Here is a 23,270-nt window from a genome sequence, read left to right as displayed (position 1 = left end):
AGGCATGTTTCTAAGAAGAATTCTCACTTGCAATCTCAAAAAGCAAGAGGCAGAACACGGGCAACTGATAATCATTCGCACTTAGGGACATCGAAATGAAAACCGTGTTGCTTGCCGGCGTCGCCGCCTTTGCCCTCTCCGCCCCGGGCCTGACCCAGGATGCAGACGCAACGAATGACGATGCCGATGTCATCGTGGTCGAAGCCACCTACACGAAGCTGGACGCGTTCGTTTATCCCGGCATGACGGCGTCCATCGATGCCGAGGCACTGGACCTGCGCCGCCCTGCCGATCTCGACGATCTGCTGCGCTCCATGCCCGGCCTCGACGTCGCCGGCGGTCCGCGACGCACCGGCCAGACAATTGCGCTGCGCGGTCAGGGGCGGGAAAACACCACGCTCCTGCTGGACGGCGCCCGCCAGAACTATTCCTCCGGCCATGACGGCGTCTTCTTCATCGACCCGGCCCTGCTGGTTGGCGTGGAAGCCGTGCGCGGTCCGGCATCCGCAATCTACGGCTCCGGCGCATCCGGCGGTGTCGTCTCCTTCCGCACGGCCAGTGCCCACGATCTGCTGGATGACGGCGAAAGCTGGGGCTATTCCCTCGGCGCCGGTTACCGGTCGGTGGACGAGGAAACCCGCGGATCGGCCAGCGTCTACGGCCGCGCCGGCACGGCAGATTTCCTGGCCTCCGTCTCCGCCCGTTCCTCCGGCGATATCAGCCTGGGTTCCGGCAATGACCTGCCGGCCGACGACGAATCCTTCTCCAGCCTGATCAAGATCGGCAATGATTTCGGCGACGGCCTGCGCGCCGAGCTGAGCTGGCAAAGCTTCTCCGGCGATGTGACCGAGCCGAACAACGGCCAGGGCAATGCCGGCGTCGATTCGCTGAACGCCCTCGTCGACAAGGACATCACGGCCGACAATCTGACCCTGACCGCCGCGATCGCGCCCAGCACGATCGACTGGCTGGACCTGGAACTGACGGTCTACCGCAACGAGACCGGCGTCGACGAGCGCGAGACGGTCTCCGGCCGGCAATTGCGCCGCGATCTGGAAACCGTCGGCATCCGCGGCGACCAGCGTTTCGAATTCAATCTGGGTGCCTTTGAGGCAGGCCTGACCGTCGGCGGCGAATACTATGAAGACAGCCAGGACGGGTTCGACAGTTCCGATCCGGACGGCACGCGGGGCGGTGCGCCGGATGCCGACAGCCAGTTCACGGCGGGCTGGGTCCAGCTGGAACTCGACGGCCCGGCGCCCTTCGGGCTTCCCGGCCGCATGATCGTCCTGCCCGGCGTGCGCTATGACGAGTTCGAGACCTCCACGCCGTCCAGCGCCGCCGTATCGAATGACGCCGTTTCACAGCGCCTGGGCCTGACCTATGCGCCGATCGACACGTTCAACGTCTTCGTCAGCTGGGGCGAGGCCTTCCGCGCACCGTCGATCAACGAACTCTATCTGGACGGCACGCACTTCTCCTTCCCGCACCCGATCCTCGGCGCCCCGATCTTTGTGTCGAACGATTTTATCGCCAATCCGGACCTGCTGCCCGAGGAAACCGAAACCCTGGAAATCGGTGTCGGTGTCGATCTGGCAGACCGGGTCGGGGTCGACCGGCTGGACCTGCGCGCCTCCTGGTACGAGACCGATGCGGAAAACCTGATCGACCTCTCGGTCGACTTCGCCTTCGACGGAAGCTGCTTCGCGCCGCCCTTCCTGCCCTGTACGGCGGGCACGACGCAGAGCAGCAATGTGGGTTCGGCCGAGCTGTCGGGCTATGAGATCCAGGCGAGCTTCGCGGAAGGCCCCTTCTCGCTCGACGCATCGCTGACGGGGATCGATGGCAAGGATGCCCAGTCTGGCGATCCGATCGGTTCGCTGGCCCCGGCGCGCCTCTTTGTCGATGGCCGCTGGAGCTTTGACCAGTATCGCCTGATCCTGGGCGGCCGCATCGAGGCGGCCGGCGAGTATGACGAACCGCTGGATCCGGCCGAGCATCGTGCCGGCTATGTGGTGACGGATGTCTATGCCCGCTGGCGGCCGTTTGCCGAGCACGGGCTGAGCCTGAATGCCGGCGTCGAGAACCTGCTGGACCACGACTATGACCGCGTCTTCGCCGGCGTCAGCGAGCCGGGCCGTTCGGTGCGCTTCGATATCGGCTGGACGCAAAGCTTCTAGAGGAAGGCGGCCTCCCCGGCCTTCTTCTCCGTGTCTCCCGGCCGTTCCGGCCAGGGGAACCTCGTAGGTGGGAAACTACGAACTCAATGGTCCCGGTCTTCTTCAAGGCCGGGACCTTTTTTGTCCGTCAGTTGGGGCGGCGGTGGCGCACCTGGGCGATCTCGTCGAGCTCGTCCTGTTCGGCCGCGCGCACGGCTTTCTCGATCCGGGCCAGACGCCGTTCCTCGAGCAGCTCGTACTTCTTGAGTTCCTGGAAGGCTTCGGACAGCCGGCCGCGCAACGCATTGGCCTGGATATCCACTTCCTCGAGCGACAGGCGGATGTTCTCCTTCCGCTTGATCACGGCCTGGGCATAGGAGCCATAGGCCAGGAAGCCTTCTTTCGACTCGGTCGCGATGGCCTGCTCTTCGGGGACCGAAGCTTCGAGCCGTTCGATCTGGTCGATCAATGCCTGGCGGGAGCGATCGAGCTCCGCCATCTGTTTCTGGAGTTCCTCGACCTTGAACCGGGCCAGCCGGATCAAGGGTTCATGCGAGCGTGTCATGACCGCCCTCCTTCACCACCACCCAAAATCTCGGACAGCAGCGCGAATGTCGACGGAATGTCCGCCGCTTCGTCTTTTTGCTGCCCGAGGAATGCTTCCAACGGTTCGTTGAGAGCGATTGCCCGGTCCACATCCGGGTTCGATCCCTGGGTGTAAGCCCCCAGCCGGATCAATTCTTCCATGTCGGCATAGGCCGACAGCAATTTGCGCGCTTCGGCCACGAACGGGCGCTGCGGCGGATCGTAAACCTCCGGAGCCGTCCGGCTGACCGATTTGAGAACGTCGATCGCGGGATAGCGGCCGCGCTCGGCAATGGCCCGGCTCATCACGACGTGGCCGTCCAGGATACCGCGCACGGCGTCGGCAATCGGTTCGTTGTGATCGTCGCCGTCGACCAAGACGGTGAACAGGCCGGTGATCGTCCCCTGGCGTCCGCCATCGCGGCGTTCGGGGCCCGGTCCGGCGCGCTCCAGAAGACGCGGCAGTTCGGCAAAAACCGACGGGGTATAGCCCCGCGTCGTCGGCGGCTCACCGGCCGCCAGGCCGATCTCGCGCTGGGCCAGCGCAAAACGGGTGACACTGTCCATCAGGCACAGCACGTCCTTGCCCTGGTCGCGGAAGTATTCTGCGGTCGTCAGGGTGAGATGGGCAGCCTGCCGGCGCGCCAGGGCCGGTGCATCGGATGTTTCGGTAATGACGACGGAGCGCTTGCGGCCTTCCGGGCCCAGCACATCGTCGACGAATTCGCGGGCTTCACGGCCCCGTTCGCCGATCAGGCCGATCACGATGACGTCGGCGTCGCAGGCCCGCGCCAGCATCGACATCAGGACAGACTTGCCGACACCCGAGCCCGCAAAGATGCCCAGGCGCTGGCCGCGCCGCATGGGCACGAAGGCGTTGAGCACGCGGACACCGAGATCCAGCTTCGTCCCCAGCCGCGCACGGCCATGCGCACCCGGCGGATTGCCCTTGAGCGGATAGGGGACACCGCCTTCGGTGAGCGGAGGTCCATTGTCCAGCGGACGGCCGAAACCGTCGAGCACGCGGCCAAGCCAGGCCTGTGACGGACGAACGCGGGCGGCTTCGGGCTGCAGGCGGACCCGGGCTCCGGGACGCACACCTTCCAGCGGACCGAAGGGCATCATCAGGGCGGTTTCGCCGCGAAAGCCGACGATCTCGCATTCCGCGACACCCTCACCCGTCTCGATCAGGGCATGCGCGCCCAGCGAGAGGCCCGCCTTGGGGCCCTCGGCTTCGACAAGCAGGCCGTTCAGGGCGGTGATCCGTCCTTCCAGCACCCGGTCGTCGAGGCGATCGATGCGATCGATGAGGGTCTGCATCATACGGGAGATCCCGCCCTGCTTCCTGTGGCGAAAATGCCAGCTCCCGGAGACAATATACCCAACGCGGTTGCTCCGACGTAAACACCCGGCTTTTTTTGCACGGCGTCGCGCAGCTGATTCCCCGAAACGGACGGACTCGATTCCGCCAGGTGAGTCTCGCAGGCGATACAATGTCCTGTGGAAAACCCAGGAAGCCTTCCAGGACAGGCTCTAAAGCCGAATTTCCGTTTCAGAACGGGCAGATCGGGCCGGTCTGAGGCTATACTTTATGCACGTTATATTTGATCAATTCGCGAAATTTTACGCTGCCGGGGGATTCACCACACGCGTTAACCCCTGAATCGTTAACGAGTTTCTCGAATCAAGCGGATCGACAGAATTTTCTCGAATTGACGATTCCGAAACAGGGTCAAGCAGCGCTTAACTTTCGTTAAGGGTTTCCGCCTAGCGTCCAAATAAGGTTAATCACAGACGTGAGGCCGGGCGGCACTGATTCGCCCGCACAACGAAACCGGAGGCGAACCAATGCGGGTTCTTCTTATTGAGGACGATCGGGCAACTGCCCAGTCCATCGAGCTGATGCTGAAGTCCGACGGCTTCAATATCTATACGACCGACCTCGGTGAGGAAGGCGTCGACCTGGGCAAGCTGTATGATTACGACATCATCCTGCTCGACCTGAACCTGCCTGACATGCCGGGTTTCGATGTGCTCAAGACGCTTCGCATGGCGAAGATCGACACGCCCATCCTGATCCTCACGGGCAATGCCGACATCGACAACAAGGTGCGCGGCCTGGGCTGCGGCGCCGACGACTACATGACCAAGCCCTTCCACAAGGACGAGATGATCGCGCGCATCCACGCCATCGTCCGCCGCTCGAAGGGCCATTCCCAGTCGATCATCCGCACCGGTTCGATCGCCGTGAACCTCGACGCCAAGACGGTCGAGGTCGATGGCCAGCGCGTGCACCTGACCGGCAAGGAATACCAGATGCTCGAGCTGCTCTCCCTGCGCAAGGGGACGACGCTCACCAAGGAAATGTTCCTGAACCACCTTTATGGCGGCATGGACGAGCCGGAACTGAAGATCATCGACGTCTTCATCTGCAAGCTTCGCAAGAAGCTCGCTGCGGCCACCAGTGGCGAACACTATATCGAGACGGTCTGGGGCCGCGGCTATGTGCTGCGCGACCCGGTCGAGGAAAAGGCGTCCGCCTGATCCGGCCTCACAACCGAACCTGAGAAAACCCGGGCGGCGACGTCCGGGTTTTTTCATGTCCCCTGTTCAGGGGTTTTTCCGCTCGAAGCTCAGCCGCTAGCCTTGGCCAGCCGTGAAGGAGATCGCCATGCGCTGGCTTGCCGCTTTGCTCGTCTGTATCAGTGTCACACCTGTCGCGCTCGCCGACAGCGAGGACGACGCACTTGCCCTCACCCTGGAACTGGTCAACCAGATTGCGCAAATCGGCGGCCTCACGGTGGATGATCCCGACGCCCTCACAGCCCGCCTCGAAATGGCGATGGACCGGTTCGAAGAAGAGGCCGATGCGCGCGGGGCCCAATGGTCCATGAGCTATGGCGTCGATGTCGATGCCAGCAGCATCGAGCGCCACGATGCGCAGGGCAATCCGCTGCCTGTCGATCCCGACACGCTGGAAGAGGACGACCGCATGCCGGCGCCGGACGCAGGTTGCGACACACCGGCCATCCACCCGCTCTCGGCAGCATCGACGGCAGATGCCCGCTGGGAGGTTTGAACCGGGATCGAGGATGAGGGTGACGGGCCCTACTATATCGGCTTTTCCGAATTGCTCTACGGCGTGGATGGCAATTTCCGGCGCGTCCGGCTGGGCGTCGCGGTCACGTCTTCCGACGCATCCTATATCGACGCCATGCGTGAGCCGGCGACACAATTGCTCTACGAGATGATGGACGCCGTACGCGCAGACGCGATCACGCCGTAGGCGCTTTGGCCGGACATGAAAAAGGCGCAGCTCCTGGTGGGGCCGCGCCTTCTTGTTCGGCAGGAGCTGTCAGGCGTGTCAGGCCGCAGCCGACTTGGCCGCGCCGGAGCGGCCATACAGGCCGCGGCGGCCTTCGACCGGCGCAAAATCCTGCGACAGACCGACCACCGTCTCGGCGGCACCCATGATCAGATAGCCGTCGCTCGCGGTCTGCGCGGCGAGCCGCTGCAGGATGCGCTTCTTGGTGTCGGCATCGAAATAGATCAGCACATTGCGGCAGAAGATGACGTCGAACGTGCCCATGCCGGAGAAGTTCTCCAGCAGGTTCTGCTTCTGGAAGGTCACCATCGAGCGCAGGTTCGGCTTGATGCGCCACTGATCGCCGGACTGGTCGAAATGCGTCACCAGACGCTGGATCGCCAGGCCGCGCTGGACCTCGAACTGCGAGTAGACGCCGGCCTTGGCCTTTTCCAGCACGCGCGGTGCCATGTCGGTGGCCACGATCTCGAAGCGCAGACCGCCCAGGCGGGCCTTTTCCTCTTCCAGGATCATCGCCAGCGAATAGGGCTCCTGGCCCGACGAGCAGGCCGCGCACCAGATCCGGATGGTCGACATGTTGCCGCGGGCCCGCGACAGCACCGGCAGGATTTCCTGCTTGAACAGGTCGAAGGGCGTGTTGTCGCGGAAGAAGAAGGTCTCGTGCGTCGCCAGAGCCTCGGTGATCGCCCAGAGCAGGCGATCATTGCTTTCACGGCGTGCCGCGGCGATCAGGGCCTCTATCGACGGATAGCCCTCGGCCCGCGCCAGCGGCGCCAGGCGGCTTTCCAGCAGATACCCCTTGTCGGTCGACAGGACGAGGCCGGAGCGCTTGTAGGCTTCGGCTGCCACGAAAGTGATGTCTTCGATCTTGATCATGGTCACATCCCGTTCTTCGCGCGCTGGACGATCGACGAACCGATCCGGTTGAGCGGCAGGATTTCGTCGGCCAGGCCGGCCGCGGCGACAGCGCCGGGCATGCCCCAGACCACACTTGTTGCTTCGTCCTGGGCGAGGATCGTGCCGCCGGCACTGCGCAGGATACGCGAGCCTTCGCGGCCGTCATGCCCCATCCCCGTCAGGATGATGCCCAGCGCCTTGCCACCGGTCACCTCGGTCACCGACTGGAACAGCGGGTCGACGGCGGGGCGGCAGAAATTGATCGGCGGCGTCTGGTCGAGCACCGCGTAGAAGCCGGCCGCATCCTTGCGGACGGTCAGATGGAAGTCGCCCGGCGCAATGTAGAGACTGCCGGCGACGAGGCGTTCGCCGTCCTCGGCTTCCTTGCAGCGCAGGGACGAGGCCTTGGACAGGTGTTCCGCCAGGATCTTGGTGAACAGGGCCGGCATGTGCTGGGCCACCACGATCGGGACCCGGATATCGGTTCCAAAGGCCGCCACGACATCGCGCAGCGCCTGCGGGCCACCGGTCGAGGACCCGATGGCGATGATTTCCGGACGCACCGTATGGCGGGCGACAGCCCCGCGCGAAGCGGGCGGCTGTGCCGCCGGTGCAAACGCCTTGCGGACGGGCGCGCCGGGTGCGGCGGGCGCAGGCGTGATGGTGCGGATCGCCGGCGCAAGCGCCGCGGGGATGTCGCGGGCGCTGGGAACCGGCGGAATCGGGCGCGGTGCCAGCGCTTTCAGCTTGGACAGGAGGTCGCGGCGGAACTCCTCGGCGCCGGCCAGACGCCCGGCCTGCGGCTTGGGGGCGTAGTCGGCCGCGCCCATGGACAGGGCGCGGATGGTCACCTCACCGCCGCGGCGCGTCAGGGTGGAAGCCATCACGACCTTGCAGCCCGGCACTGCCTTCAGCAGCAGCGGCAGGGCGGCGAGGCCGTCCATCTTGGGCATTTCAACATCGAGCACGATCAGGTCGGGCTTGAGCTCCTCGGCCTTTTTCAGGCCCTGCTCGCCATCGACTGCCGCGCCGACAAGCGCGAGATCGGGATCTTCATCGACCCAGCGGGTCATCAGGCCCCGTGCGACAGCGGAGTCGTCGATCACGAGAACCTTGGCAATGGGGTTGGCGGCCGCGCCCGTAGTGGCGAGTTCCGGCATGGGAAACTCCTCAGGAGGCGCGAAGCAATCCGGTTTGCTGCAGCTTGGATTCGATGATTTCACCGTCGAAGGGCTTCATGACGTATTCGTCGGCACCCGCACGCAGGGCTTCGGTGATGTGTGCCATGTCGTTCTCGGTGGTACAGAACACCACGACCGGCTTGTCACCACCCTCCTCGCGGCGCAGCGCCTTGACGAAGTCGAGCCCGTTCATGACCGGCATGTTCCAGTCGAGCAGGATCGCGTCGGGCATCTGCTTGCGGCAGGCGTCGAGCGCTTCGGATCCGTCCGCCGCTTCGACACATTCGAAGTCGAGCTCTTCAAGAATTTTGCGAGCGACTTTCCGGATCACCCGGGAGTCGTCCACGACGAGACAGGTTCTCATGCCTTACCCTCCGCTAGGCAGCCTTGTTGGTCTGGCCGGCCGTACCGATGACGGCCGAAACGTCGAGAACTGCAAGCAGTTCCTTTTCCAGCCGGTGCACGCCCTTGACCATGGAACGCCAGCGCGCATCGACATGGGCCGGGACCGGTTCCAGTTCGGACCGCGGGCGACGCAGCACTTCACCGACACTGTCGACGATAAGTCCGAAGATTTCGTTCCCGCGTTCCACACCGAGTGCCATTCCGGTCTCGGTCTTCTCGCGCGGCGTCAGGCCCAGACGACGGCGGGCGTCAATGGCCGTGACGATGCGGCCGCGCAGGTTCAGAAGCCCCGCGACCTCGTCGGGAGCCAGCGGAACATGCGTTACCGATTGCGGCGCGAACACTTCACGGATCGCATCGACCGGCGCGCCGAACAGCTGATCGCCGATACGGACGGACACGTACTCGTTCATCGCTTCGGCGCCGAGGCCGGAATTGTCGCTATGCTGCGAGCTCATGCCACTTTCTCCTCTTGGGAAACCTCGTCGAGCGCGGCAATCAGGGCACCGCGGTCGGAGCGCGGCAGGACGACCGTGAGGCCGTCGGCCGGAGTATCTTCAGGCCAGTCCGTCACAGCGAGGGCCGGCAGATTGGTCCACATGCCTTCATTGCGGATGCGGTCGAGAGCCGCCGGATCGCCGACGAGCGCATCGAAATGCTCGCCCGCTTCGGCAATCGACTTGACCTCGTGCATGCCGCCGGCCGGCGTCACGTCATAGCCGGCAGCGGCCAGCAGCGGCGCGATCATGCGTCGGGCAAAGGCGTCGGCATCGACCAGCAGCACCTTGCGGCGGCGCGAGGCCGAGCGGCGCTGGATATCGCTGGCGCGCGACTGATCGAGATACCAGGCGATATCGACCACATCCGTGGCCTTGCCCTTGATGATCGCAGACCCGATGACGCCCTGCTTGTCGGAGGACATCTGCATGTCGACACGTTCCTCGACGACGTCGACGATCTGGTCGACGGCGAGACCGATGGCCGTGTGGTTCTCGGCGAAGACGAGGACCGGCAGACGCTGGCCTTCCGTGCAGCGGATTTCCGCGCCCAGCGGCACGATCGGCATCAGGCGGCCACGATACTGGACAACCTGGCGGCCATTGGTGGTCTCGATGGTATCCGGTTCGAACTCTTCCAGACGCGTGACCAGGGCCAGCGGAACCGCCTTGGGTTCCGTACCGCCGGCGCGGACCAGGAGCAGACGCTGGGTCTGCTGCGCCAGTTCGGTAACCGAAGCACTGGCCATGTCGTTCACAGCTTCCTCTTCCATCGCCGAGACGATCTCGCCGGCCAGGCCGTTCGGATCGAGGATCATGATGACAGAACCGTCGCCCAGGATGGTCGCACCGGAATAGGCCGACACATTGCGCAGCGATTCCGAGAGCGGCTTCACGACGATTTCCTCGGTGTCGAGGACATTGTCGACGACGAGGCCGACATTGCGGCCGCCGGCGTCGAGCACGACCACGAAGGCCGCTTCGTCTTCACCGCCGCTATAGGCTTCGCCGACACCGAGCACATCGTGCAGGTCGACAATCGGCATCAGGCGGTCGCGCAGACGCATCACGCGGGCACCGTGCAGTTTTTCAACCGTGTGCTCGGACCCGGCGCCGACGCGCACCAGTTCGCGCACAGCCAGTTGCGGGATCGCGAAGCGCTGTTCGTCGCAGCCGACGATCAGGGCCGACACGATGGCCAGGGTCAGGGGGATCTTGATCGAGAAATGCGAGCCGCGGCCAGCCGTGGACGCCACGTCCACCACGCCGCCGATCTGCTCGATATTCGTGCGCACCACGTCCATGCCGACACCGCGGCCGGACAGGTTGGTCACCTTGGCCGCCGTCGAGAAGCCCGGTGCGAAGATGAAGCGGTGGATCTGCGCTTCGGTCATCCGCTCCAGCTCGTCGTGCGTGGTCAGGCCCTTCTCCAGGGCCTTCTCGCCGATGCGCTTGGTGTCCAGCCCCTTCCCGTCATCGGAAATGGAGATGATGATGTGGCCACCTTCATGATAGGCGGACAGCTTGATCCGGCCCTTCTCGGGCTTGCCGGCCTTGACCCGGTCGGCCGGCATCTCGAGGCCGTGATCGGCCGAGTTGCGGACCATGTGGGTGAGCGGATCCTTGATCAGCTCGAGCACCTGACGGTCCAGCTCGGTGTCCTGGCCTTCCATGACCAGTTCGATCTTCTTGCCGAGATCCGTCGAGACGTCGCGGATGATACGCGGCAGCTTGCGCCAGGCATCGCCGATCGGCTGCATGCGGGTCTTCATGACCCCGTCCTGCAGCTCGCCGGTCACGGCAGACAGGCGCTGGAGGGGGCCCTTGAGCTCCTCGTCTTCCATGCCTCGAATGGTCTGCATCAGCTGGTTGCGGGTCAGCACGAGCTCGGAAACGGTCGTCATCAGACCTTCCAGCACGTCCACGGTGACACGCACCGTCTGCTGGACGCGCGGGCCGCCTTCACCACCGGCGACGTGATCAACGCCCTTCAGCTCGGCCATGGCCGACTGCAGCGCTTCTTCATGGCTCATATCGTCGGTGATGAACGCCTTGGGCGGTTCCGGCGCGTAGCCGGGCTCAACATCGGCGCTCATGAAAGCCGCTTCGAGTTCGGCAGCGGACACTTCACCCGGACGCAGTTCGCGACCCAGTTCCGGATCGAAATCGCCGACGCCGAGGTGCTGCACAGGCGCACTCTCTGCCGGCGCTGCGTCGCCCGGATCATTGGCAGGTTCAACATCGGCGTTCTGGAAGGCCGCTTCCAGATCGGCCAACGAGACTTCGCCCGGACGCAGTTCGCGGCCAAGGTCTTCGTCCCAGTTTTCAGGCTTCTGCGGCGCGTCCGGCTGGACGGCACCTTCCAGCTTGCCCATCGCCGCATCTTCGAGCTTGGAAATCAGGGCGCTGTCTTCGCCGGCCGGCTCGGCGCCGGTTTCCTCGAGCGATTCCAGCAGCACCTTGATCTGGTCGATCGCCTCGAGGACGAGCGTCACCATCGGTGGCGATACGGCGAGTTCGCCGTCGCGGAACTTGCCCAGCAGCGTTTCGCCGGCGTGAGCGACAGCTTCCAGGCGGGGAAGGCCCAGGAAGCCGCAAGTCCCTTTGATGGTGTGGAGAAGGCGGAAAATGTTGTCGAGAATGGCCCGGTCTTCCGGGTTGTTCTCGAAACGCACCAGCTCCGCGTCGATGACGTCCAGGCTTTCGGCTGTTTCCGTCAAAAACTCGCTGATGAGATCATCCATGGCAGGCCCCGTGCGGTCTTGATTCCAGCACAACCTGCCAGCCCTTAGTTAACGGACTGTTGGCTCGGGTAGCCTATTCTCATCTACAATACGAATAGAATATTATCTGGTTTGGCCTCGCCTTGCAGGCCTAGCCGATCATGCCTTCCGGCGGTTTGACCAGGGCCACGAATTCCACACGCTCGCCATCCACGTGTGCACTGACGCGGCCGCCGGCCGAGCGCGCGATGAGCGCCGTGTAGTAGGGCTGGATCGAGCGTCCGTCGAAACCGTGCTCCGGCGCCTGGCCTTCCAGGGCGAGCGCGGTGCCCGCTTCCAGCCGGGCCCGCGGGCCCTCCGTGACAATACGCAGACGCGCGCCGCCGGCGGCATCCGTCGCCTCGACCGTCACCGTGCCGCCGCGCGGGGCTGCATCGACGCCGAGCGTGCACAGATTGAGGAGCAGGCGTGCGGCGGCCTTCTCGAGACCCGAAGCCTCGACTTTCCAGACAATATCCGGCTTGAAGGCCGAGAACATGTTCTCGGTCAGCCGGCGCAGTTCCCGGGTATCCAGAATGCCCGGAGCCGATCCGCCGGCCCCGAATGCGAGACGCGAGAATTCCAGCTTCGCCTGGGCCTGGCGGGCGCTTTCGCGCACCAGTCCCATCGCATCTTCATGCATGTCCGCCGAGTCCTGGTCGTCCAGAACGCTCAGGGCAGCCCCCAGTGCAGAAACGGGGCTGACAAGGTCATGACACAGCCGGGCACACAGCAGTGCGGCAAGCTGTTCGGCGGTCAGTTCGGAGGGAAATTCGTCGAGCATGTCGTCATCGATACACGATTCTCGCTGCCTCTCGCCCCTTTTCGCAGTCAAATCTGCAATGCTCCGCCGTAAAGGACTTGGCAACCGGATCGGTCCAAGCCATGGTTTGCACGGCTTTCGAGGGGGCGCTCGGCCATTCCGGAGTGTTACAGCTTCGGACGGCGCGAGACTTGCTAGACATCACGTGTGACACGCCGTGTGTTAACGAGCTGACCGGAGTATGGACGCCGACATGTCCGGATTTGACGTATCCCGTGCCGACACCCACCGCACCCGTGGCCTTGTGGCTGCTGCCAGCCTGACGCTCTCCGCGGTGCTTCTTATAGCCCTCATGACCAGCAACGAGCCGCAAAGCGATGCGTCTCCGATCGACCGACAGACGGCGATCGACACGCCGGTCGCCGACAACAGCCAGCTGCTGACCGAAGCAAGCCAGATCGCGTCGAGCCAGGACGTGCTGCAACCGCCGCCGATGACGCTGGCGGTGGCGCTCGACCCGGTCGAACTGAATTATTCCGCTTTCACCGATTGCGTGAACTGTGCCACGACGATCCAGGTCGAACGGGTGGTGCCCAGCGGCGGTACGCTCGCCGGCCTGCTCGACGATGCGGGCATTGATCGCGTCGAGGCCGCGCGTGCGATTTCCGCGCTCAGCACGGTCTACGACCTGCGCCGCCTGCCCGTCGGTGAACGTATCCGGCTCTATGTCGAGACGACGCCGGACGCCGAAGGCGGCGACGAGGCTTCGGCGGTTCGCCTGAACGGCCTGTCTTTCCGGCCCGATGTCGAACGGTCGATCACCGTTGCCCGGACGTGGGACGACAACTACCGCGCCCGCGAAACCCACGCGACATTCGAACGGGAACTCGTCCGCGCGACCGGCGAGATCAACACCTCGCTCTATGTCGACGCGCTCAATGCCGGTGCCACCGATCGTGTGGTCGTCGAACTGGCCGGCGTTCTGGGCTATGCGATCGACTTCCAGCGCTCGATCCAGCCGGGTGACGGTTTCGATATCCTCTTCGAGCGCATGATCGACGATGAGGGCGATGTCGCCCGCACCGGCGACATCCTCTATGCGCGCTATGCCGGCCGCGGCGAACCGAAGGAATTCTTCCGCTTCGAGACACCGGACGGTATTGTCGGATATTACACCGCCGATGGCGCCAGCGCCCAGCGCCTGCTGATGCTCACGCCGATCAATGGCGCCCGCCTGTCCTCGCACTTCTCGCGCGCGCGCCGCCACCCGATCCTGGGCTATACGCGCCGCCATAACGGCACCGATTTCGCAGCGCCGACCGGTACGCCGATCATGGCGGCGGGCAATGGTGTCGTGGAGCGGGCCAACCGGTTCGGCAGCTTCGGCAATTATATCCGTATCCGCCACGCAAACGGCTACCAGACCGCCTATGCGCACCTCAACGGGTTTGCGCGGAATATCCGGGCCGGGTCCCGGGTGACCCAGGGCCAGACGATCGGCTATGTCGGCACGACCGGCCGCTCGACCGGTCCGCACCTGCATTACGAAGTGCATCACAACGGCAATCCGGTGAACCCGATGACGCTCGACCTGCCGACCGGCCGCCAGCTGGCGGACAACGAGATCGCGCTGTTCGAAGCCGAGCGGGACCGGATCCTGGCGATCCGCGATGCGGCACCGCCGGCATCTCGCGGCGACGCGCCGCTCATGGCCGATGCCGGGAACGGCGCCCAGTAGGCCTGCAGGACACCCTCATACCGGACACATAGGTGCGACATTGGGGCAACATTGACGTTGCGCCAGCGTCGCACTATGTGACGCTTTCGGGCACGGGAGATGCCTGCCGCCCGCAGGCGCGAGCCACGGTGAAATTCTCCCGCACATGATCTTTGCCGAAACAGTTGCTGTGCGGCGGGATGGCAAGGCGGGCACCCATCGAGAAGACCGCATGCAGCATCTGCATGAGGCTGAAGACATGACGACCCAACTCCTCCCTGCGCTCGACGGGCTGAAGGCCCAGGCGAAACGCCTGCGCAAATCGCTCGAGGCGGAGGGCAATTTCATTTCCCATTCCGAAGCGCTGGAGCTTGTCGCCCGGCAATACGGCTATCGCGACTGGAACACGATCCACGCCGCGGCCGGCAACCGGCCGGCCGAACCCCTGTCGCTCGGCGCGAAAGTGTCCGGCAGCTATCTCGGCCAGGCCTTTACCGCCGAGGTGATCGGCCTGACCCGGCTGAATGACGGGGCGCGCTATCGTGTGACGCTGGATCTGGACGAGGCTGTCGATGTGGTGACGTTCGACAGTTTTTCCGCCTGGCGCAAGCGCGTGAACGGCACGATCGGCCGCAATGGCGTTTCGGCGTCGCGGACATCGGACGGACGCCCGCACCTGGAAATCCGGATGTAGAAAAGAAAGCGGGCCCGGGGATCACCCGGGCCCGCTCCTTCTCATCAGTTCACCACGGCCTGGAGCGGCGGTTTCACACCGACGGCGACGCCGTTGACGGTGAGCACGCCGGCCTCGGTGGAGACCCTGATCGTGTCGCCGTCCTTGATGCGGCCTTCCAGCAGCAGCCGGGCCAGCGGGTCCTGCAGCTCCTTCTGGATCACCCGCTTGAGCGGACGCGCGCCATAGGCCGGGTCATAGCCCTTGGCGGCCAGCCAGTCGCGGGCGCTGCCGTCCAGCTCGATCGTCATGCGGCGATCTTCCAAGAGGTGGGCGAGACGCTCGATCTGGATGTCGACAATGGCACCCATATGCTCCTGCGCCAGCTTGCGGAACAGGATGATCTCGTCGACCCGGTTGAGGAATTCCGGCCGGAAATGTCCGCGCACGGCCGTCATCACCTGGTCTCGCGCCTGTTCGGCATCCTCGACCTGTTGCAGGAATTCGGCACCCAGGTTCGACGTCATGATGATGATCGTGTTGCGGAAATCCACCGTGCGGCCCTGACCGTCGGTCAGGCGGCCATCGTCGAGCACCTGCAGCAGCACGTTGAACACGTCCGGGTGCGCCTTCTCGATCTCGTCCAGCAGCACGACCTGGTAGGGCCGGCGGCGCACGGCTTCGGTCAGGGCACCGCCTTCCTCATAACCGACATAGCCCGGCGGCGCGCCGATCATGCGGGCGACGGAGTGTTTCTCCATGTATTCCGACATGTCCATGCGCGTGACCGCGGTCTCGTCGTCGAACAGGAATTCCGCGAGCGCCTTGGTCAGCTCGGTCTTGCCGACACCCGTGGGGCCGAGGAAGAGGAAGGAGCCGATCGGACGCGCCGGATCCTTCAGACCGGCCCGCGCCCGGCGGACCGCGTCGGACACGGCTTCCAGCGCCGCCTGCTGACCGACAACGCGGCCATGCAGCGCCTCTTCCATGCGCAGGAGCTTGTCGCGCTCGCCTTCCAGCATCTTGTCGACCGGCACGCCGGTCCAGCGCGAGACGACATGGGCGATCTGCTCGTCATCGACGACTTCCTGCACCATCTGGCCGTCAGCGCCATCGCCCTCGGCTTCGGCCTCGGCGAGCTGGCGTTCCAGTTCCGGCAGGCGGCCATACTTGATCTCGGAGGCCCGGCCCAGATCGCCGCGGCGCTCCGCATCGACCAGCTCGTTGCGGGCCCGCTCCAGCGCTTCCTTGATCGTGGTCGCGGAGGCGAGCTTTTCCTTCTCGGCGCGCCAGGCCGCGGTCAGCTCGGCAGAGCGGCTTTCCAGTTCGGCGATTTCCTTTTCGAGCGTCTTCAGGCGTTCCTTCGACGCGTCGTCATTTTCCTTCTTGAGCGCCTCGGCCTCTATCTTCAGCTGGATCGCCCGGCGATCGATCTCGTCGAGTTCCTCCGGCTTCGAGTCCACCTGCATGCGCAGGCGCGAGGCGGCCTCGTCCATCAGGTCGATGGCCTTGTCCGGCAGGAAACGGTCGGTGATGTAGCGGTTGGAGAGATTGGCCGCGGCCACAATGGCGCTGTCGGCGATGCGCACGCCATGGTGCACCTCGTACTTCTCCTTCAGCCCGCGCAGGATGGAGACGGTATCCTCCACCGAAGGCTCGTCGACGAAGACCGGCTGGAAACGGCGGGCGAGTGCGGCGTCCTTCTCGACATGCTTGCGGTATTCGTCGAGCGTCGTCGCGCCGACACAGTGCAGCTCGCCGCGCGCCAGGGCAGGTTTCAGCAGGTTGGACGCATCCATCGCGCCATCGGTCTTGCCGGCGCCGACCAGCGTGTGCATCTCGTCGATGAAGAGGATGATCTGGCCATTGGCCGACTGCACCTCGTTCAGCACGGACTTCAGGCGCTCCTCGAACTCGCCGCGATATTTCGCACCGGCGATCAGCGCGCCCATGTCCAGCGCCAGCAGTTTCTTCTCTTTCAGGCTTTCCGGCACATCGCCATTGACGATGCGCAGGGCCAGTCCTTCCGCGATGGCGGTCTTGCCGACACCGGGTTCGCCGATCAGCACGGGATTGTTCTTGGTGCGGCGGGAAAGGACCTGGATGGCGCGGCGGATCTCCTCGTCGCGGCCGATCACCGGATCGAGCTTGCCCTCACGCGCGACTTCGGTGAGGTCGCGGGCATATTTCTTCAGCGCCTCATAGCTGTCCTCGGCCGACTGGCTGTCGGCGGTGCGGCCCTGGCGCAGATCATTGATCGCCGTGTTGAGCGCCTGCGGCGTGACGCCGGACGCCTTGAGCACGTCATAGGCCTTGTTGCCGGCCGTCAGGCTGATCGCCTGCAGCAGGCGTTCGGCGGTGATGTACTGGTCGCCGGCCTTCTTGGCCGCTTCCTCGGCGGCGCCGAAAATCTTGGCGGTGTCCGGCGCGAGGTAGAGCTTGCCCTGCCCGCCTTCCACCTTGGGAATGGCGGCGAGCGCCTGGGCGGTGCCGTCCTGAACCTGGCGGATGCGGCCGCCGGCGGCCTCGATGAGGTTTGCGGCAAGCCCGGCCTCATCGTCGAGCAGCGCCTTGAGCAGGTGCTCGGGGGCAAATTGCTGATGGTTCGATTTCAGCGCCAGGCCCTGGGCAGCCTGGACGATCGACCGCGCACGGTCTGTATATTTCTCAAAATCCATATCGATCTCCCAAATCAGGCGAGATAACGTGCGGCCTGTCGCCTTGATCAAGCACGACGGCACCGCGTTCCGACCCTGATGTAGGTGTGGCCATTGAGTCACACAAGTGGACGGGTCGCGACATTCTGCCCCTGCCTCACCAACAGGTTATTGCCATGCCCCAGCTTACCGCCATCACCCGCTTTCCGGTAAAGGGGCTGGGCCCCGATCGCATGGACGCTGTCGGGCTGCAGGCCGGCAAGGTCCTGCCTGACGATCGCCGCTGGGCGATCGAGAACGGCCCCGGTCCCTTCGATGCGGACAATCCCGGCCATGTGAAGAAGAAGCACTTTCTCATGCTCGCCGGACAGGCAGAACTGGCGCGGCTGGATTGCCGCTATGAGGATGCGGGCCAGCGCCTGTCCGTGGCGGTCGATGCCAGGGAAGCCGTGACCGTCGACCTGGAGGACGCGACGACGCATGCGCCCCTGTTCGACCGGCTGGCAGGGCTTCTCGGCGACCAGCTGCGCGGTCCGATGCGCATCGTGTCTGCGCCCGGCCAGGCGATGACGGATATTCCCCAGCCGCACATCTCGCTGATCAATGCCGCCTCGGTGCGCGACCTGGCGGCCCGGACCGGACACGAACTCGACCCGGTGCGGTTTCGCGGCAATCTGCTGATCGACGGGCTCGATCCCTGGGCGGAGTTCGACTGGATCGGCCGGGACATCCACATCGGCGATGCCGTGCTGCGGGCTCGGGACCCGATCGGCCGCTGTGCCGCAACGAGCGTCAATCTGGATACGGGCGAACGGGATATCGACCTGCCCAAGGCCCTGTTCGAACACTATGGCCACACCCGCTGCGGGCTCTATCTGAGCGTCGAGCAGGGCGGCCGTATCGCGGTGGGCGACCCGGTTTTGCTTGACGGGACCGGGGCGACCGCCTAGCCATTCGCCTTCCGGGCTCCTGGGTGCCCGCCGCTGGCAGAGAGCCTGCCCGGTGAAACCCGCTTTCCGAATTCAACTTGTCCTGCCCGGCTTCTCGCCAAAGCGAACGCCGCCTTATGGCCCGTGCAGGATGTCGCGCCGTCCGGTATCCGGGCGGTGCCCGACCGGGATGTGACCCACGAGCCAGACTGCTGCCCGCAAGACCGGGTACCTGGAAGGACCGATCGGTCCCCTGTTTGCCAGGACCGCCCTGCCCATCGTCTTCCTGATGAGCGTGAACGGGCTTCTCACCGTCGTCGATGCGATCTTCCTCGGCGTGTTCGTCGGCGCCGATGCCCTCGCCGCCGTCACCCTGATGTTTCCGATCGTGATGATGTGCATCGCCCTGGCCACGCTCGTGGCCGACGGCATGGCCAGCGTGCTGGCCCGCCAGCTGGGTGCATCCGATCATGCCGGTGCCGAGGCCAGCTTCGCCGGTGCGCACGGGCTGAGCGTGCTCACCTGCCTTGCCCTCCTCGCGCTCTTCTTCCTGGGCGGCGAGCCCCTGGTGCGGCTGGCGGCCAACGGCTCGGCCACGCTGGCCGAGTACGGCTATCGCTATCTGCAGATCACCGTCATCGCCGCGCCGCTGGCCTTCGCCCTCGGCCTGCAGACCACCGCCCTGCGCGTGGAAGGCCGGGTCGCCTTCATGGCGATCACCGGCGCGCTGGTGACCGTCGCCAATATGGCGATCAATTTCGTGCTGATCGCGGGCCTGGGCTGGGGTGTCGCCGGCTCGGCCATCGGCACCGCGCTCGCCCAGGCGGCCGGCCTCATCATCGTGCTCGCCTTCCGGGCCAGCGGACGCGGCGATCTGCCGGCCTTCGCCCTGCCCTGGCACCGCTGGCGCACGGGCTGGCGCGACTTCCTGGCCCTGGGTGCCCCGCAGAGCCTGTCCTTCCTGGGCCTGTCGCTGGGATCGGGCACGATCCTGGTCATGCTGCAGAACACGGCGCTGGAGGATTACGACACCACGGTCGCCGCCTATGGCATCGCCACGCGTCTCCTGTCGTTCAGCTTTCTCGGCCTGATGGGAATGGCGCAGGCGCTGCAGGCCATTGTGGGCAATAATTTCGGCGCCGGACAGCGCGACCGGGTCGCCCGCACGCTGCGGCTGGGCCTCGTTTGCGGGCTGGTCTATGCCGGCACGGCGCAGGCGATTTTCAGCTTTGGCGCGACCGGGCTGGCCGGGCTCTTCGTCGACAATCCGGTCGTGATCGCCGAGGTCGGCCGCCTGCTGCCGGTGATCGTGGCCGCCTATGTGCTGGCAGGGCCTGCCGTGATGATCTCGACCTGTTTCCAGGCCGTCGGAGACGCGTTGCGCGCCGCCCTGCTCAGCCTGTCGCGCACCTATCTGTTCGCGATCCCGCTGACGCTGGTCCTGCCGGTCTGGTTCGGGGAATGGGGAATCTGGATGGCGGGCCCGTCGGCCGAGGTGCTGCTGGCCCTGATGGCGCTGGCCGTGCTGGTCCAGGCGGCCCGCAGCGACGGGCATGATTTCGGCCTGGTGCCGCGCGGCCTGCGCGGCCGGGCCGAGCTCTAGACAGGATCGTTTCCTGCGAAATCGTTCCCGCTCCGGATTCTTGAGCGGTCGCGTGATCGAACCGGTGAACCGGTTCCCACTTCACCTGATCACGCTCCAGATACGAAAAGGGCGGCCGGGAAACCGGCCGCCCATCTTTCACAGTCCGCAATGCGGTGCGCCCGTCAGGCGGCTTCGCTTTCGGAATCGTCCCCACCGCCGGTCTTGCCGTCGGCCGAAGCGCTGGCGCTTTCCAGCGCGGCTTCCGCTGCGGCCTTGTCGGCGGCGATTTCAGCCTTGGTGCGGCGCGGACGGCGGGTCCGGCGGCGCGCGCCGTCTTCACCATCCTCGGCCTTGGCGTCCGGCTTGGCCTCTTCAGCAGCCGGCTTTTCGGCTTCCGGCGTCACGACACCGAGCGGATCTTCCTTTTCGCCGCCCCGGTCGGAGGGGCGCTGCTGGCGCTGACGGCCACGGCCACGGCGCGGTTCGCGCTCGCGATCCCCGCCCTGGTCATTGCCGGATCCATTGTTGGAGTGGCCACCGTTGGAGCCGCCGCCATTGGAGCCGTAGGACATGTCGTCATTGTCCTCGTCATCACCATTGGCCTCGGCATTGTCGCCATTATCGTCCTGGCCCGGCTCGCGCCTGGGCTGGCTGGCCTGGAGGATGCGGTAATAATGCTCGGCGTGCTGATACAGATTTTCCGCACGCACCCGGTCACCGGCCGACGATGCATCGCGCGCCAGCTGAAGATACTTGTCGTAGATCTGGGAGGCATTGCCACGGATCTTTACTTCCGGACCGTTGCTCTCATAGCTGCGGTTAGCCGAATTGCCGGACTTACGTCCTCGACCGCGTTGACGCTTCATATCGCCTATCCCTGTTTAACAGCGATGCTTATCTAAACTTCTGGCTTTGCTGTGCATTTGCAGGTGCAAGCCTGTGCGCCACTGAACACGATGATCGTCGAATTGGCCGGATAATGGCAGGTGGCTCATCCGGCCGCGCGAGACCCCCGTACTGGCGCGATCCACCTGCCTTGTCGGTGACCCTAGACCGGCAAGCCACGCATTCCAAGCCCTTTTAGCGGTTTTCGCCGTTGTATCCGATGACCACGCGGTCCTGGCCCGCCAGGTCGCGCAGGACGGCGACGTCCGCGAGGCCGGCCGCTTGCGCCAGCGCGCTCACCGCTGCGCCCTGATCATAGCCGATCTCGACCGCCAAGAGACCGTTTTCCTTGAGGATCCGCCGCACATCACGAAAGATGTCGCGATAGGCGTCAAGACCGTCCGCCCCGCCATCCAGCGCCATGGCCGGCTCATGGTCGCGTACTTCCGGCTCCAGTCCGGCCAGCACGTCCGACACGATGTAGGGCGGATTGGAGACGACAATATCGAAGGCCGCGTCCGCCAGACCGTCCGACCACCGGCCGCGTGCGAAGCGGGTGCGATTCGCCAGGCCGCAGCGCCCGGCATTGCCGCGTGCCACGCCAAGCGCCGCATCGGACAGATCGATCCCGGTGCCATGCCAGCCCGGCCGCTCGCTCAGAAGCGCCAGCAGGATGGCGCCGGAACCGGTGCCCAGATCGAGCAGTTCGGCATCGCCGTCCGGGCAGCGGGCCAGCACGGCCTCGACCAGGGTCTCGGTATCGGCCCGCGGGGTCAGCACATCGGACGTCACCGCCAGATCGAGGGTCCAGAAGGGCTGGCTGCCCAGAACCTGGCTCAGCGGTTTGCGCGCAAGCCGGTCCCAGGCGAGATCGGCGAGGCTGGCGATACGCTGCCAGGAGACAAGGGCCGGATCGGCCAGGGCCTCGGCCAGCGTTGCCGGGGCGAGGACATGAGAGAGCATGTGGCGCGCCTCGATCTCGGCCTCGTCGATCCCGGCGGCGAGCAGACGCTGCACAAGATCGCGCCGGATATCGGCCAGGCCCAGCCCCTGCCAGGCTTCGCGCAACGGCTTGCTCGGCGCCTTGTCGAACGCGGCCCTCGCATCGCCAACCAGCTTGTCGAAAGGCCCGGTCATCGCCGGATCAGGCGTCTTCCAGCGCCGCCAGGCGGGCCGCCTGGTCTTCCGCGATCAGGGCGGAGATCACCTCGTCCAGCTCGTCGCCGGCGACGATCTGGTCCAGCTTGTAGAGGGTGAGGTTGATGCGGTGGTCGGAGACCCGGCCCTGCGGATAGTTGTAGGTGCGGATCCGCTCGGAACGGTCGCCGGAGCCGATCTGGCCCTTGCGCTCGGCGGCGCGTTCGGCCGCGGCGGCCTCGCGCTGCATGTCGTAGAGCTTGGCCTTGAGGAGTTCCTGGGCGCGGGCGCGGTTCTGGTGCTGGGACTTCTCGGCGCACACCACCATGATACCGGTCGGCAGGTGCGTCATGCGCACGGCCGACTCGGTCTTGTTGACGTGCTGGCCGCCGGCCCCGGAGGCACGCATCGTGTCGACGCGGACCTCGCTCATGTCGAGGTCGAAATCCACCTCTTCCGGCTTCGGCATGATCGCCACCGTGGCGGCGGAGGTATGGATGCGGCCCTGGCTTTCCGTCGCCGGCACGCGCTGCACACGGTGCACGCCGCTCTCGAATTTCAGCCGGCCGAACACGCCATTGCCGGAGACCTGGGCGATGACTTCCTTGTAGCCGCCATGCTCGCCTTCCGAGGCCGAGACCAGTTCCCAGCTCCAGCCGCGCAGCTGGGCATAGCGCTGGTACATGGCATAGAGATCGCCGGCGAACAGCGCCGCCTCGTCGCCGCCGGTCCCGGCGCGGATCTCGATCAGGGCGTCGGCGCTGTCATCCTTGTCCTTGGGCAGGAGCAGCAGCGACATCTCGTGCTCGAGCTCGGGCAGGCGCTCCTTGAGGGCGTAGTATTCCTCGCGCGCCATGTCGGCCATTTCCGCGTCGCCGCCCTCCATCATCTCGGCGAGATCATCGAGTTCGGCGCGCGCAGCCCTCAGCTCGCTGGCCTTCTCGGCCACCGGCTTCAGCTCGGCGTGCTCCTTGGAGAGCTTGACGATTTCATCGGGATCGCCCGCGGCGCCCAGGCGGGCTTCCACCTGTTCGAACCGGTCGATCACCTGGGAGAGTCGGGCTTCGGGTGCGTGCATGGGCTCCGGTTATCACCAAGCGATGGCGAAGAAAA

General features: G+C 65.3%; 20 protein-coding genes. 8 read left to right on the top strand and 12 right to left on the bottom strand.

The annotated features are described in order from the left end of the window. Positions 1-95: 95 nt before the first annotated feature. On the top strand, positions 96-2,180 hold the full coding sequence (locus tag PKE71_RS03935; RefSeq protein WP_271185655.1) for a TonB-dependent receptor domain-containing protein: 2,085 nt from the start codon (positions 96-98) through the stop codon (positions 2,178-2,180). 127 nt (positions 2,181-2,307) lie between these two features. Here PKE71_RS03935 and fliJ read toward each other — a convergent pair whose 3' ends face one another. Both fliJ and fliI read right to left on the bottom strand, forming a co-directional pair. Then, positions 2,308-2,724: a flagellar export protein FliJ gene (fliJ, locus tag PKE71_RS03930; protein ID WP_271185654.1), complete on the bottom strand. Its 417-nt coding sequence runs from the start codon at positions 2,722-2,724 to the stop codon at positions 2,308-2,310. Next, positions 2,721-4,064 carry a flagellar protein export ATPase FliI gene (gene fliI, locus PKE71_RS03925; RefSeq protein WP_367277631.1) on the bottom strand — a complete coding sequence of 448 codons (1,344 nt, stop codon included), beginning with the start codon at positions 4,062-4,064 and terminating at the stop codon, positions 2,721-2,723. Before fliI ends, fliJ begins: the two co-directional genes overlap by 4 nt. A 528-nt stretch (positions 4,065-4,592) precedes the next feature. Between fliI and ctrA the strand changes: the two genes are divergently transcribed. From ctrA to PKE71_RS03910, 3 genes are all read left to right on the top strand, one after another. Further along, positions 4,593-5,288 (top strand): response regulator transcription factor CtrA, encoded by a 696-nt coding sequence (gene ctrA / locus PKE71_RS03920; protein WP_271185652.1) that lies wholly within the window; start codon positions 4,593-4,595, stop codon positions 5,286-5,288. Between the two features lie 127 nt (positions 5,289-5,415). Further along, positions 5,416-5,823 carry a hypothetical protein gene (locus tag PKE71_RS03915; RefSeq protein ID WP_271185651.1) on the top strand — a complete coding sequence of 136 codons (408 nt, stop codon included), beginning with the start codon at positions 5,416-5,418 and terminating at the stop codon, positions 5,821-5,823. A 51-nt stretch (positions 5,824-5,874) separates the two neighbouring features. Continuing rightward, on the top strand, positions 5,875-6,030 hold the full coding sequence (locus PKE71_RS03910; RefSeq protein WP_271185650.1) for a hypothetical protein: 156 nt from the start codon (positions 5,875-5,877) through the stop codon (positions 6,028-6,030). Positions 6,031-6,108: 78 nt separating this feature from the next. On the opposite strand, the gene PKE71_RS03905 is transcribed toward PKE71_RS03910, so the two are convergent. The 6 genes from PKE71_RS03905 to chpT all read right to left on the bottom strand — a co-directional run bounded on the left by PKE71_RS03905 (position 6,109) and on the right by chpT (position 12,595). Beyond that, positions 6,109-6,945 (bottom strand): CheR family methyltransferase, encoded by an 837-nt coding sequence (locus PKE71_RS03905; protein ID WP_271185649.1) that lies wholly within the window; start codon positions 6,943-6,945, stop codon positions 6,109-6,111. A 2-nt stretch (positions 6,946-6,947) separates the two neighbouring features. Then, the gene (locus tag PKE71_RS03900) at positions 6,948-8,126 is read right to left on the bottom strand and encodes a protein-glutamate methylesterase/protein-glutamine glutaminase (protein WP_271185648.1); all 1,179 of its coding nucleotides are present in this window, start codon (positions 8,124-8,126) and stop codon (positions 6,948-6,950) included. Positions 8,127-8,136: 10 nt separating this feature from the next. Further along, positions 8,137-8,511: a response regulator gene (locus PKE71_RS03895; protein ID WP_271185647.1), complete on the bottom strand. Its 375-nt coding sequence runs from the start codon at positions 8,509-8,511 to the stop codon at positions 8,137-8,139. A gap of 13 nt (positions 8,512-8,524) precedes the next feature. Beyond that, complete coding sequence (locus PKE71_RS03890) at positions 8,525-9,010, bottom strand: chemotaxis protein CheW (RefSeq protein ID WP_271185646.1); 486 nt, start codon at positions 9,008-9,010, stop codon at positions 8,525-8,527. Continuing rightward, the gene (locus tag PKE71_RS03885; protein WP_271185645.1) at positions 9,007-11,793 is read right to left on the bottom strand and encodes a hybrid sensor histidine kinase/response regulator; all 2,787 of its coding nucleotides are present in this window, start codon (positions 11,791-11,793) and stop codon (positions 9,007-9,009) included. The genes PKE71_RS03890 and PKE71_RS03885 overlap by 4 nt, the downstream gene beginning before the upstream one ends. Positions 11,794-11,923: 130 nt before the next feature. Next, positions 11,924-12,595 (bottom strand): histidine phosphotransferase ChpT, encoded by a 672-nt coding sequence (gene chpT / locus PKE71_RS03880; protein WP_271185644.1) that lies wholly within the window; start codon positions 12,593-12,595, stop codon positions 11,924-11,926. Between the two features lie 232 nt (positions 12,596-12,827). On the opposite strand from chpT, the gene PKE71_RS03875 reads away from it, so the two are divergent. Together PKE71_RS03875 and PKE71_RS03870 are read left to right on the top strand one after the other, a co-directional pair. Further along, positions 12,828-14,312, top strand: coding sequence for a M23 family metallopeptidase (locus tag PKE71_RS03875; protein ID WP_271185643.1), 1,485 nt, complete (start codon positions 12,828-12,830; stop codon positions 14,310-14,312). A 238-nt stretch (positions 14,313-14,550) separates the two neighbouring features. Next, on the top strand, positions 14,551-14,985 hold the full coding sequence (locus tag PKE71_RS03870) for a glyoxalase superfamily protein (RefSeq protein WP_373878792.1): 435 nt from the start codon (positions 14,551-14,553) through the stop codon (positions 14,983-14,985). A gap of 44 nt (positions 14,986-15,029) precedes the next feature. Here the strand turns inward: PKE71_RS03870 and clpB are convergent, their stop codons facing one another. Next, a complete protein-coding gene (clpB, locus tag PKE71_RS03865; RefSeq protein ID WP_271185641.1) occupies positions 15,030-17,642 on the bottom strand; it encodes an ATP-dependent chaperone ClpB in 2,613 nt (870 codons plus the stop codon). Positions 17,643-17,797: 155 nt separating this feature from the next. On the opposite strand from clpB, the gene PKE71_RS03860 reads away from it, so the two are divergent. Both PKE71_RS03860 and PKE71_RS03855 read left to right on the top strand, forming a co-directional pair. Beyond that, positions 17,798-18,571, top strand: coding sequence for an MOSC domain-containing protein (locus tag PKE71_RS03860; protein WP_271185640.1), 774 nt, complete (start codon positions 17,798-17,800; stop codon positions 18,569-18,571). A 211-nt stretch (positions 18,572-18,782) separates the two neighbouring features. Continuing rightward, a complete protein-coding gene (locus PKE71_RS03855) occupies positions 18,783-20,153 on the top strand; it encodes an MATE family efflux transporter (protein ID WP_309297592.1) in 1,371 nt (456 codons plus the stop codon). Positions 20,154-20,317: 164 nt separating this feature from the next. Here PKE71_RS03855 and PKE71_RS03850 read toward each other — a convergent pair whose 3' ends face one another. The 3 genes from PKE71_RS03850 to prfA form a co-directional block, all read right to left on the bottom strand. Continuing rightward, the gene (locus tag PKE71_RS03850; protein WP_271185639.1) at positions 20,318-21,001 is read right to left on the bottom strand and encodes a DUF4167 domain-containing protein; all 684 of its coding nucleotides are present in this window, start codon (positions 20,999-21,001) and stop codon (positions 20,318-20,320) included. A 214-nt stretch (positions 21,002-21,215) separates the two neighbouring features. Further along, on the bottom strand, positions 21,216-22,157 hold the full coding sequence (gene prmC / locus PKE71_RS03845; protein ID WP_271185638.1) for a peptide chain release factor N(5)-glutamine methyltransferase: 942 nt from the start codon (positions 22,155-22,157) through the stop codon (positions 21,216-21,218). Positions 22,158-22,164: 7 nt separating this feature from the next. Next, entirely contained in the window at positions 22,165-23,235 is a 1,071-nt protein-coding gene (prfA, locus tag PKE71_RS03840) for a peptide chain release factor 1 (protein ID WP_271185637.1), read from the bottom strand. Positions 23,236-23,270: the final 35 nt, after the last annotated feature.

Origin of the sequence: Maricaulis virginensis, assembly GCF_027922185.1 — a bacterium.
GTDB lineage: Bacteria > Pseudomonadota > Alphaproteobacteria > Caulobacterales > Maricaulaceae > Maricaulis > Maricaulis virginensis.
This window is presented reverse-complemented; position numbering and strand designations above follow the sequence as displayed.